Origin of the sequence: Thiomonas bhubaneswarensis (assembly GCF_001418255.1) — a bacterium.
GTDB lineage: Bacteria > Pseudomonadota > Gammaproteobacteria > Burkholderiales > Burkholderiaceae_C > Thiomonas > Thiomonas bhubaneswarensis.
Map to the genome: position 1 here is coordinate 48,002 of NZ_LIPV01000002.1, position 12,045 is coordinate 60,046.

At 63.6% G+C, this 12,045-nt stretch carries 11 protein-coding genes; 4 read left to right on the forward strand and 7 right to left on the reverse strand.

From position 1 onward, the window contains the following. Positions 1–6 precede the first annotated feature (6 nt). The 7 genes from ASC45_RS02780 to ASC45_RS02810 form a co-directional block, all read right to left on the reverse strand. Positions 7–486, reverse strand: a complete 480-nt coding sequence (locus ASC45_RS02780; protein ID WP_055449524.1) for a type IV pilin protein — start codon at positions 484–486, stop codon at positions 7–9. A 128-nt stretch (positions 487–614) separates the two neighbouring features. Further along, a complete protein-coding gene (locus ASC45_RS02785) occupies positions 615–3,608 on the reverse strand; it encodes a hypothetical protein (RefSeq protein WP_141655711.1) in 2,994 nt (997 codons plus the stop codon). A 60-nt stretch (positions 3,609–3,668) separates the two neighbouring features. Then, positions 3,669–4,286 (reverse strand): hypothetical protein, encoded by a 618-nt coding sequence (locus tag ASC45_RS02790; protein ID WP_055449526.1) that lies wholly within the window; start codon positions 4,284–4,286, stop codon positions 3,669–3,671. After that, a complete protein-coding gene (locus ASC45_RS02795) occupies positions 4,274–5,584 on the reverse strand; it encodes a PilW family protein (protein ID WP_055449527.1) in 1,311 nt (436 codons plus the stop codon). Before ASC45_RS02795 ends, ASC45_RS02790 begins: the two co-directional genes overlap by 13 nt. 1 nt (position 5,585) lies before the next feature. Then, positions 5,586–6,083, reverse strand: a complete 498-nt coding sequence (locus ASC45_RS02800; protein ID WP_055449528.1) for a type IV pilus modification PilV family protein — start codon at positions 6,081–6,083, stop codon at positions 5,586–5,588. After that, on the reverse strand, positions 6,080–6,559 hold the full coding sequence (locus tag ASC45_RS02805) for a GspH/FimT family pseudopilin (protein WP_245609931.1): 480 nt from the start codon (positions 6,557–6,559) through the stop codon (positions 6,080–6,082). The genes ASC45_RS02800 and ASC45_RS02805 overlap by 4 nt, the downstream gene beginning before the upstream one ends. Position 6,560: 1 nt before the next feature. Next, positions 6,561–7,004, reverse strand: a complete 444-nt coding sequence (locus ASC45_RS02810) for a type IV pilin protein (RefSeq protein ID WP_072242957.1) — start codon at positions 7,002–7,004, stop codon at positions 6,561–6,563. Between the two features lie 402 nt (positions 7,005–7,406). Here ASC45_RS02810 and ASC45_RS02815 point away from each other — a divergent pair, with 402 nt between their 5' ends. The 4 genes from ASC45_RS02815 to ASC45_RS02830 all read left to right on the forward strand — a co-directional run bounded on the left by ASC45_RS02815 (position 7,407) and on the right by ASC45_RS02830 (position 12,035). After that, entirely contained in the window at positions 7,407–7,697 is a 291-nt protein-coding gene (locus ASC45_RS02815) for a co-chaperone GroES (RefSeq protein ID WP_013104897.1), read from the forward strand. A gap of 48 nt (positions 7,698–7,745) precedes the next feature. Then, positions 7,746–9,383 carry a chaperonin GroEL gene (groL, locus tag ASC45_RS02820; RefSeq protein ID WP_055449529.1) on the forward strand — a complete coding sequence of 546 codons (1,638 nt, stop codon included), beginning with the start codon at positions 7,746–7,748 and terminating at the stop codon, positions 9,381–9,383. 174 nt (positions 9,384–9,557) lie between these two features. Continuing rightward, entirely contained in the window at positions 9,558–10,841 is a 1,284-nt protein-coding gene (locus tag ASC45_RS02825; protein ID WP_055449799.1) for a zinc ribbon domain-containing protein, read from the forward strand. 51 nt (positions 10,842–10,892) lie between these two features. Next, positions 10,893–12,035 (forward strand): zinc ribbon domain-containing protein, encoded by a 1,143-nt coding sequence (locus ASC45_RS02830; RefSeq protein WP_055449530.1) that lies wholly within the window; start codon positions 10,893–10,895, stop codon positions 12,033–12,035. Positions 12,036–12,045 lie beyond the last annotated feature (10 nt).

The window sequence follows — 12,045 nt, forward strand, 5'->3', positions numbered from 1 at the left end:
GCCGGATCAATAATTCGACGCCAGGCCGATGTAGGCCCCGTTGTTGGCGCGGATGATATCGTCGAGGCTGACCTTGCTCGAGATCTGCGACTGGGTCTGGCCGTTGGCCCCCATGCTGTAGAGGTCGTAATCGGTGTTGATCGGGTTGAGCGCCTTGTCCTTGCGTGCGCCACCCCTGCCATTGGCCTCGATGTTGTAGTAAGCGTAAGGATGGCCCCAGGGGTCGAGCTTGCCCGCCATGCCGATGTCGGCCAGCGAGTCAGGCAGCTTGCGGTTGTAGGTCTGGTAGCTCTCGATCGCCGCTGAAATCGACACCACGTCCTGCTGCGCCTGGGCGTTTTGCACCTTGAGCTTGTAGCCGCTGTAGATCGGCAGCGCAATGGCCGTGAGCACGCCCACGAGGGCGATGGCCATCATCAGTTCGAGAAGTGTGAAGCCGCGCGCGCGGCGCTGGCGAGGGTGGAAGAAGACAGAGGCGATGCACATGCAGCGTTGTAACCCGTCCGCGCCCTCAGCAACAGAGGCCGACGCAAGCCAAGCGGCCAAAGCGTGAAATCATGCACAGACCGCCTCCGCGTTGTGGATCGATCACCACAACGCGAGGGCGTCATGGCTCAATACTGGCGCCAGGCGATGGGTTTGTTCATCACGCTGCCGCCAAACTCGATCGGGTTGATCCCCTGCGTTGGTGACGGCGGCTGGCTGTTGCCAGGGTAGACCAGCGTTCCCGAGGCGGTCACCGTGTAGGAGGGCGTGTACGGGATACCCAGACCCAGCGAGATGATGCCGTTCGTCACAGCGTTGTTTTTGTAGGTGATGGGAATCTTCGGCAGTCCGCCGCTGACCAGATCGAACAGGTCGTAGTAGCCCGTGCCAACCTCACCACACGAGCCAGTCGGAGGAACATAGACCGGGACGACGAGTACGCCGTTGATCAGCGCAGGCGCGGCAGAGATCTGCCCGCCAGTTTGCAGCCCCATGACGGCGCTGTTGGACGTAAGGCCACCGGAACCGTTGCCCAGGAAACCTTGAGGAGAACTACCCCCGGTGCTTGCCCAGATGGGAGTGGCGTTGGCGCCCGAGAGTGCGAATGCCTCGATCTCGTTTGCCGACGCGGCCCACAGATAAGGCAGGCCGCTGATTTCCGTGTAGCCAACGTATTGCACCGCCGCCGCCGGGCTCATGGTTGCCACTTTGGTTGCTCCGGCCACGTCCGAGGATGCCGAACCGGAAAGATTCAGACTCCAGACGCCACCGCTCGCATCGCCCATCCAGACCGTGCCCGTCGCCGGAATGTAGGTGATGGAACTGCTGGCGACGAAAGGCAGCGTCGCGGGAGAGGCCGCGCCTGCTCCCGTGGCGACATTGACCTCGTAGAGTTTGCTGGTTGTCGTGCCATTCGTCGTGGTGTTCACGGTGAACAGCGCGTATTGCTGACCATTGATGGTCGCGATCACTGGCGCTTGTTCCTGCGGAGAACTGCCGCCGGTCACGCGCACGCCCCAGGTTTGCCCCGACGGCATGGGGGCGCCCGCCGTATTCGTCGAAAGTTTCAACGCATAGTGATAAGAGCCGCCCGCCGCAGTGCCTACGACGTAGGTGGCCCAGTTGCTGGCCGTCGGATTGGTCGTGGTGTTGACGGCGTCTGTCGTGACGAACTGACCGTCGAAGCAGGCGCCGTTGGCATTCGGGTTGCCGCAGGTTGCGCCGACTAGGCCGAACGCATTGCCCAGGCTGGCCACGAAGGGGCGGGGCATCCAGCCCCAGATCAGGTTGCCGCTGGTGGCGTCGATGGCGTAGAGAAAACCGTCGTTACTCGTGAAGAGAACGGCCTTTTCACGATTTTTGTTGGCCTGAGCAAACGCTACGTACCCTGGCAAACTGAGAATGTTGGCGTTGCCCGGCGGCCCCATGAAGGCTGCCGAATCGTTGCTGCTCATGCCACCCAGCATCCATCCCGCCTTGCGCCCGGCGAGATAGGAGCATGTGCCGTTGTTGCCGTTGTAGGTGTAGTTTGGGTCGATGGTGTATTGCTGAATGATGCCGATGCCCGTGCTTCCAGAAGGCAGGCAGGACGAGGTTGTCCAAGTGCCGAAGGCAGCCGAATCGAGTGACGTCAGCAGCGGTGTCGTTCCCGAGCCCACCGTTCCGCCAGTTGGCGTGGCGGACGTGGAATACAGACTGGCCGCGCGCATGCTGGCCGACATATGGGTCGAGTCTCCCGCATCCCAAACGGGAGTGCCTGTGGCTGTGCCCAAGGGCGCGCTGGCGCTGGAGGTTGGTGTGGCCACGGTCTGAAAAGCCTGAACATGACCAGCGATGGGGTCTGGGTCGCTGCTCAGCGAATAGATATAGCTGCCACCTGAGATGGATACTGGAGCGACGGGTGACGTAACCGCCTGTGTTGCAGGGACGACCTGAAAACACGTGATCTCATGAACGTTGTCGCTGCCCCCGGTCGAGGCGCCAAAGCCGAAGAGGAAGCTCTGTGGCATGGGGCCGTACAGCGTGGGGTCGGCAATGCTCACACTGTTCAGCACCTGCTTGCCGAAGCCGCCTACCGTGCTCGTTGCGTTGTACTTGTACCAGAGGCTGAGCAGGCCGTTCGGGGTGATTTCAAGTGTATAAGTGATAGGGGTTGCCTGGCTGCGGGTCGTTGCCGATTCGTTGGCGATGGTCAGGCCAGTCGGGTAGTTTCCAGGAACCATCGCATAGTCGGGGAAGGTGTAGGTTTTCCCACCATACGAGTACTTCCCGCCGTTCTTACAGGTATTTTGAACGTCAGACACAGTTGCATTGGGATTGATGGCCCGAAGTGCGGCGAGGTTGACGTTGCCATAGCCGCGAATCCCGATTTCGCCGGGATTTAGCTGGTTGGTTGGCCCTCCGCTGTAGGTTGGGTTGATGCCCGTGCCGGTGTTGTCGCCCTGATTCAGGAAGTTTCCATATTCATCCATGCCCAAGCCAAGATAGGCGCCGGTCATGCCGTCGTAGGGAGAATTGGTGTTTGAACAGCTGTAGCCCAGGCTGCCGCCCCAGGCGCCGACATTGGGCGTGGCCGAGCCGTTCAGAATGTAGAAACCGATGCCATCGGCACCATGACCGCCGGCGTTGTCGCCACCATAGGTGTAGGTGGTGAAGGATACACGGATGCCCTGATTCGACGAATATTCATTCGCCAGGATGATGGCGCCTGATTGTTGGTAGTAGCAGACCTTCTTGCCCTTCACGGTCGCGCAGCCGTTGGTCAGGCGCAGTGCGCCCTGTCCCACAGAGTCTTGGTTGTTGGTCAATCCCGTTTGCGTTTGTGCAGGCGTAGTGGGTGTTGCGCCGTAACTCAGCACCCCTTTTGCGTAGTAACTATCGCCTAGGCACGCAGGAATGCCCGTATTGCTGGCGCCGCTTGGGCCGCTGTTCGTCGCGGAGCCGGCTGTCAGGCAGGCACCGCCGAAGGAATACCAATTCAAGTTGGGCGCGGCGCCGGTGAAGTCCTCTTGCAGGATGTTGGTGGTCTGGGCCTGGGCAAGTGCGAAAACCAGCACGCCACTGAGTGCGACGCCAGCGCTCAACCATGTCAAGACACGGCGCAGTCGGGATGGTGTGGTCATGGCTTGGTTCCAATCAGACTTCAAGGATGGTGACGGGGATGGTGCAAGATGGCTCGCGTCTCAAGATGCGCCGAGGGTGCAGAGTTTGAAGACACTCTCGGTGTTGGCCCCCGTGGTGCCGTTGGCTTCCTGCACATGCAGGAAGATGTCGTAGTACGTGGCGGTGTAGCCCGTTGTTCCGCAGGCATAGGTATCGGTCGGCAAATTCGTTGGCACGACGGTCACCAGCGCGGTGTAGCCCCCCGACGGGGCCGGAGGTGCTGGGTTGATGACCGCAGCGACATGGGCCAGGGTGTCACATTGATTGGCGCTTAGGCAGGTTTGCCAGAAGCTGGCATTGGCACCCGTGCCTGGAGCGCTCCAGGGTGTTGCTGGCGTCGTGGTCGAGGCAGGTGGGATGTAGAACCAATGCGTCGAACTGGCGGCAATCTCAAGCGGCACCGTGCCCGCATTGTTCGAGGTCTGGATGATGGCCTGCTGCACCTGCCGCAAGGCCATGTCGCTGGCCTGCACGTCTTTCTGGCGCTGGACGGTGTTGCCGGTCATCACGTTCTGCAGCAGGCTGCCGCGCATGGTGAACAGCACGCCGAACAGTAGCACCACGAGGGTGATCAGGGTGAGCAGCAGCACATAGCCGCCCTCGTTGCGGCGCTTGGGGCTGGGGGTCAGTGCGGCCATAGCTGGTTCCGAACGGCAAATTCGGACTCGATGACGGAAAAGTGGTTGTGGCTGTAATCGGGCTGGCCGCCTGCTCCTGTGGGTACGGTGTAGGCGGTGAACTGCGCCGGGCCCAGGCTGGGGCTGGGCGGAGTGATGGTTGCGGGGGCGGTGTAGCCGGTGTCGTTCTGCAGTGACTTGGTGATCAGCGCAAACAGCACGCTGCGCACGTCTTTGCTGTAGTTGCCGGCGACTACGGCCGGCCAGGTGAGGTAGTTGGTCACGTTACCCGTTTGTGTTTCGTCCACCCCGAACAGCGCTTGCAAGCTGACCACACCCGCTGCCATGGGCACGGGTGGGGCGACCAGCGCGTCGGTCTGGGCATTGAGCACAGCGCGCACCAACACGGGATAGGAGCCACCGCCAGCATTGGCGTATTGGCCGATGTAATACACCACGGTCTGCAAGGTGCTGCTGGTCTGCGGTCCCAGGTCGGTAAGGCGAGACTGGATGAAATTCGCATTGGTCAGCGAGCCACCTGGCGGCAGCACCCCGGCGGCGATCAACTGGCTGTTGAATGCTGCATACCCGGTGCTGGGAAACTGGGCGCTGCCGGTGCTGTTGATATAGGTGGAACTGGGCGCGGTGCTTGGGCCGACATAGGTAATCGGTACGCGAAAGCACGCCAGTTTTCCATTCAGCGGCATGCGCAGCAGGGCGGCATCGCCTACCGCCAGTCCTGCTGTGGAGCCCAGGGGGAGCTGACTGCTGTTGAGTGTGCCTTGGCCGTTTGCGGCTTGAGTGGTGGAGTTCTGCACGACGTAGGCGGTGGGGTTGCCGTTGCTGGGAACCTGCAGCGCGCTGCTGGCGCCGGTGAAGAACAGCATGTCGGTGAACTGCTGCTTGGTGCCGTAGGCGGAAGGATCGGGTGTGGTGCTGGGGTAATTGGTGCTGCCCGATGTGGTGCTGGTGGGCAGGGCCAGCGGTTGCGAAGCCGCGGAAACGGGGTACTGGGCAAACGTCTGACTGCCGCTGACGCCGCTGTCGTAGGCCAGCAGCACGTCGCATCGCGACTGCGTCCCGCCGAGCATGAAGCCCGCGTTCGACAGATCGCGGCTGATGAGGTCGAGCGCGGCGCGGGTCTGGGTGTCGCGCTGCATCACGTCGCTCATGGTCACGTTCTGCTTGGTCAGGGAAGACTGCACCAGCAGCACGGCGATGGCGAAGATCAGCCCGATGACTAGGGCGACCATCAGTTCGATCAGGCTCAAGCCGCGCTGGCTCTGAGGGGCGGGCAGGCCGGGTTGCGTTGTTGGCATGTCAGAACCCCACCTGATAATGAAATGTCTGGGAGCGTGCACCGCCGCCGCCCTTGCCAGCGGTCCAGTCGAGGGTCAGCGTCACGCCACACAGCGGAGCGGCGGGGTTGCTGACATCGCAGGGGTTGCCCTCGGCACCTTTGCCCGTGGTGATGGTGACCTTGGCGCCCGGCAACATCATGGACGGCGTGGTGAAGATGTTGGTCAGCCAGGGCTGCAGTGCCGCAGGCGCGCTGCTGCTCGCGCTGGTGTAGCTGGCCGTGGCACCGGCACCGATCTGCGATACCACTTGCGGGTTGGCCTGCAGGATGGCCCAGAACTGGTTGCCCAAAGCGGCGGTGTCCAATGTTTCCTGGTTGGCTGTCTGCGCTGGCACTGCCAGGCCGTAGAGCGAGGCGATGGACAGCATGCCCAGGCCGAAGACGACGATGGCGACCAGCACGCTGATGAGCGACATGCCGTGCTGCGACGCCTGTGCGCTCAATGAACTCGGTTTCATGATGCGGTATAGGCGTTGAGGATCACACTGCCCGAGGCCAGCACCTGCAGCGTCCAAGTCTGGCCATGCGCGGCGGTTACGGTGATGGTGGGCGCAGTGTTGATGAAGCCCTGACTGTCGAAGGTCAGGGTCTGGGCCGTGCCGCCCGTGATGGTGCAGCTCACATTCGGATAGCTCGCGGCGAGCTGGCTGGCGGTCAGCGAATGTTCAGCGCTGACCGTGCCGCCCACGCTGGTGCTCCATGTGCAGGTGTTCGCGCCGAGAGTGATGGTGACGGGCTGTTGCGTCGTCACCGCCTGATTGCGCGCCCAGGCCACGTCCTGCGGGAACTTGTTGACCAGCACCGAGGTTTTGCCCGAGTCGACCATGCTGACCAGGTTGGGCACGACCATCAGGCCGAGGAGGGCGGCGATGGCGATGGTCACCATCATCTCGACGAGGGTGAAGCCGCGCAGGGGGCGGAGGTGCTGTTTCACGTCAGCAGTCCCCGGATTGGTTGCGCACCCAGCATTGCTGACCACCGCTGGGGGCGCTCCAGCCAGCGGGCACGGGCAAGACCGTGGTTTTCGTCCCGTCCTGGTCGATGGTGTACGACGGGCCGACGAAGTTGCCTTGCGGTGTGGCGGTGAAGGTGAAGGTGGTGGCGCCGACGTTGGAGCAGGCAAAGCTGTAATCCTGCGCCGTGGCCGTCGGCACCGGGCAGGTCGTGGCGCCTCCACCTCCGGCGGCCACGTAGCTGCGGTTGTCCTGGTAGTACTGCTGCGCCGCCACCGCCATGCCCGACAGCCCGGAGAACGCCTCGGTCAGCTTGCTGCGCGCGACGTACTGGGTGTAGGCCGGAATGGCGATGGCCGACAGAATGGCGATGATCGCCACGACGATCATCAGTTCGATCAAGGTAAAACCGCGGTTGCGCTGCATGCTTGTGCTCTCCTTGCGCTCATTGTGGTCAGGACCTTGCGCGGTCTTGCCCTCCAGGCGACGAACGGCACGTTTGAGGCGACGAACGGCTGACTTTTTCCTTGGGTTGCGTAATTAACAAGTCGTTACGTTCGACTTTTCCGATGCCCACGAGAGCTGTGGGGCGCCATGGCTATGGGGTGAGCAGGCCCTCTGGCTCTTGAAAGGGCAAAAGCCGTCCCTATAATTAGCACTCGTTGGAGGTGAGTGCTAACAGCGGTGACGCTCCACGATGTCATCGCGCCGTCATGCGCGAGTCTTCAAAATCGCTTTCTTGCTGTCGGTTCCGGGTTTCGGCCCGGTGGGCGGCTCGTCATTGGGCTCTTCGCGAGCCCGGTTTTCAACACACATCAGGAGATTTGCATGAAATTGCGCCCTCTGCATGACCGTGTCGTGGTCAAGCGTATCGAACAAGAAACCACTACCGCTTCGGGCATCGTGATCCCGGGCAGCGCGGCCGAGAAGCCGGATCAGGGCGAAGTGCTGGCCGTGGGTCCGGGCAAGCACGACGACCAGGGCAAGCTGGTGGCCATGGCCGTGAAGGTGGGTGACCGCGTGCTGTTCGGCAAATACGCCGGCCAAACCGTCAAGGTCGACGGCGACGAGCTGATGGTGATGCGCGAAGACGACCTGATGGCCGTCATCGAGAAGTAATCCGATCCTTCTGATCCCTGCTTCAACTGCAATTTACGGAGAAATTCAATGGCTGCAAAAGACGTGATTTTTGGCGCTGACGCCCGCGCCCGCATGGTCGAAGGCGTGAACATCCTGGCCAACGCGGTCAAGACGACGCTGGGCCCCAAGGGCCGCAACGTGGTGCTCGAGCGCTCGTTCGGCGCCCCCACCGTGACCAAGGACGGTGTGTCCGTGGCCAAGGAAATCGAGCTGAAGGACAAGCTGCAGAACATGGGTGCGCAGATGGTCAAGGAAGTGGCTTCCAAGACCAGCGACAACGCGGGTGACGGCACCACCACCGCCACCGTGCTGGCCCAGGCCATCGTGCGCGAAGGCATGAAGTACGTGGCCGCCGGCATGAACCCGATGGACCTCAAGCGCGGCATCGACAAGTCGGTCGCCGCCCTGGTCGAAGAGCTGAAAAAAGCCTCTAAGCCCTGCTCCAGCAGCAAGGAAATCGCCCAGGTCGGCTCGATCTCGGCCAACAGCGACGAGCACGTCGGCCAGATCATCGCCGAGGCGATGGACAAGGTGGGCAAGGAAGGCGTGATTACCGTCGAAGACGGCAAGAGCCTGGAGAACGAGCTCGACATCGTCGAAGGCATGCAATTCGACCGTGGCTACCTGTCGCCCTACTTCATCAACAACCAGGACAAACAGGTTGCCGTGCTGGAGAACCCGTTCGTGCTGCTGCACGACAAGAAGATCAGCAACATCCGCGACCTGCTGCCCGCGCTGGAGCAAGTGGCCAAGTCCAGCCGCCCGCTGCTGATCATCGCTGAAGATGTGGACGGCGAGGCGCTGGCCACCCTGGTGGTCAACAGCATCCGCGGCATCCTCAAGACCGTGGCCGTCAAGGCTCCGGGCTTCGGTGACCGTCGCAAGGCCATGCTGGAAGACATCGCCATCCTGACCGGCGGCAAGGTCATCGCCGAGGAAGTCGGTCTGACGCTGGAGAAGGTCACGCTGGCCGACCTGGGCCAGGCCAAGCGCGTCGAAGTGGGCAAAGAAAACACCATCATCATCGACGGCGCGGGTGTGGCTGCCGACATTGAGGCGCGCGTCAAGCAGATCCGCATTCAGATCGAGGAGGCCACCTCCGACTACGACCGTGAGAAGCTGCAGGAGCGCGTGGCCAAGCTGGCCGGCGGCGTGGCGGTGATCAAGGTCGGCGCCGCCACCGAAGTCGAGATGAAGGAGAAGAAGGCCCGCGTCGAAGACGCCCTGCACGCCACCCGTGCTGCGGTGGAAGAAGGCATCGTGGCCGGTGGTGGCGTGGCACTGCTGCGCGCCCGTCAGGCCGTCGGTGAGATCAAGGGCGACAACCACGATCAGGACGCCGGTATCAAGATCGTGTTGCGCGCCATTGAGCAACCGCTGCGTGAGATCGTTGCCAACGCCGGTGACGAGCCCAGCGTGGTCGTCGCCAAGGTGCTCGAAGGCAAGGGCAACCACGGCTACAACGCCGCCAACGGCGAGTACGGCGACATGATCGCCATGGGCATTCTCGACCCGACCAAGGTCACCCGCACCGCGCTGCAGAACGCCGCCTCCGTGGCCGGCCTGATGCTGACCACCGAGTGCATGGTGGCCGAGGCGCCGAAGGAAGAAGCCCCCGCCATGCCCGCAGGCGGTGGCATGGGCGGCATGGGCATGGACATGTAAGTTCGAGTCCAGCTCACGAGTCTTGCGCCCGTGTCGGCGGCCCTTGTCTGGCCGCCGACACCGAAGAAGCCCGTCATCCACCTGGATGGCGGGCTTTTTTTGCGTCGATCTTCTCCGGCGGCGGCATCAGATTCCGTCGTTAAGATCGGGGCTCATCGGATGCAGGGAGTCGAAATGTCACGCTTTTGCACGCAATGCGGCACACCCAACAACGACGAAGCCAGATTCTGCAAACAATGCGGTGCGGCGCTGAAGTCGCCCGAGCGAGTCGCTGCGCAACCCGCGCCGCAGGTTGGGCCAGAGCCTGCCGAGGTCGCATCGCCCTCGCTCGCTGCGGCGCAGGCTGAGCAAGAGGAGGCTGCTCGCCAGCAAGCCGCGCAGCAGGAGGCAGCCCGCCAACTGGCCGAGCAACAACGCGCAGAACAGGAACGAGCCGAGCAGCAACGCGCCGAGCAAGAGCGCGCGCAGGCGCAGCAGCGAGCCGATGAGGCGGCGCGCGCTGCCCAGGCCGAGCGCGACGCGCTGGCGCAACAGGCGGCGCAAGAGAAACTCGCCGCCGAGGCTGAACGCGCCGTCCAACTGACGCAAAGCCAGGCGCAGGCCGCCGCGGCGGCGGTTGCAGCCCAGCGCGAGCACGAACGTCGCGCCGCCGCAGCGCGGCTGGAGCAGGAGATTCGGGCGCGAGCTGCGCACAGCCCGTCTGCGCCCGAGATCGCGCCGCATCCTTCCGATGGGCTCGACGCATCACAGGCCAGCCCGCAGCCGGTCAAGGGCAGCAATGCGTTTCTGGTCGGCGGCATCGCCACCGGGGTGATCGCCCTGCTGCTCATAGGCGGTGGCGGGCTTTGGTGGTCCACCCAGCACCGGATGCCCAGTACAGCCAGCGCGCCGCTGGCGGCGGACAATGCGGCGTCGGTGCCCACCTCGCCTATGACTGCCGCAACCAAGGCCGTATCCGAGCCATTGACCGTTGCGGCGCCTGCCGCGTCCAGCGCGGCCGCGGAGGCTGTGACCGCACAAGCGGCACCGGCCGTCGCGCCCTCGCCGCAGTCCGAACCACAGAAGGCCCAGCCGCCGGTCAAGCTCGAGGGCAAGGGAAAGCCTGAGATCTTCGCGCCGGTGGCTGCCCCCGCCCCCAGGCCGCATCGCCCGCAGCCGGTCGCGCAGCCAGCAACTCCAGCGCCGAAGTCTGCGCCCAAGCCGACGCCGACCCAGGCACCCACGCCTGCCGAGGAGCCTGCTGCGCCTACGTCGGCTGCGCCGCCCAGGCCGCCATCGCGGGTGGAGGCGCTGCGTGCGGCGCTCGCGGCCTGTCAGCAGAAAGGCAATTTCTTCACCCAGCAGTTGTGCATCCAGGAGCAGCGCTGGAAGTATTGTGGCGCGCCGTTGAGTGCTGACCCGCTCTGGGGCAAGGTGCCCGAATGTCCGAATTCGGCCCAGCAAACCAACAATCCTTGATTCATCTGGCCGTTGCGTTCGTTGTCACATCAACCTTGCAGGGAGAACACCATGACCGTGAAGACCACCAACAACCTCGGCGTGCTGCTGCGCAGCTACGAGGCGCTGCACAACTGGCGGGCGCTGGCCATGCTAGCGGGGAGTTTTGTGCTGGGCGGGCTGGCCATTAGCGGCGGGGCCGCTGCGGGCATGAGCTCGGGCAGCCCCGCGGTGACCGCGCTGATGAGCCTGTTGGGCGCCATCATCATCATCGTGGGCATGAACGCCAGCGGATTGATGCTGGTCGATCAGGCTTACGACCAGCCGATCCGCGGCTTCGCGCCGGCGTTTCTCGGCGGGGTGCAGTCGGCGCTGTACGTCATCGGCCTGTTGATCCTGCTTGGCCTGAGCTTCGCCGTCGTTCTGCTGGCGGCTTTTCTGCTCTCATTGTTTGGCCGCATTCCGGGCATCGGCGGGCTGTTCGGGTTTCTGCTCGGCGGGCCGCTGGTCGTGGTGGTGGCGCTGGCCTACGCGGTGCTGCTCCTGGCGGGGCCGTTGATGATTGCTGCTGTCTGGCATGGCGAGGGTTTCGTCGCCAGCTTGTCGCGGGCCGTGGGCATCGTGGCGAGGCGGCCGCTGGAGGTGTTCATGCACTTTCTGGTGCTGGGGCTGCTGGTGTTCCCGGCGGTGGCCTTCATCTTCGCCGTGGTGTTCGTCGGCAGCATGTTCGTCGGCGGGTTTTTCGCAGCGGGCAGCTTCGGCGGCATGGGCATGGGCTGGGGCGGCATGGGTGGATGGGGCGGGATGCGCGGCATGGAAGGCGTCGCGCTGGGCGGTGCGGGCATGGGCGGCGCGGGTTTGTCGATCAGCCTGGTGTGGTTTCTCGCCTGGGCCGTGGTGAGCCTGATCTACGTTCTGGGCATGATCTTTGTCTATCGTGCCGTTGGGGAAGGTGTGGGGTCGGAAGCCACGGATGTGGTTAATCAGAAACTGGCTCAGTTCAAGCAAAAGCTCGACGAATACAAACCGCGTCCGGCACCGGCTGCGCCCGCCGCCGCAGAGCCCGCCCCGCCACCGCCCGAAGTCGGCCCGAATGCAACGCCCGATGCCGCCCTGCAATGTCCGGCCTGCCATGCCTCGGTGCAGCCCGATGACGTGTTTTGCGGCAACTGCGGGCACCGTCTGAAGGAGGCCGATCGACACGTCGGCGAGTGATTTTCGCGGT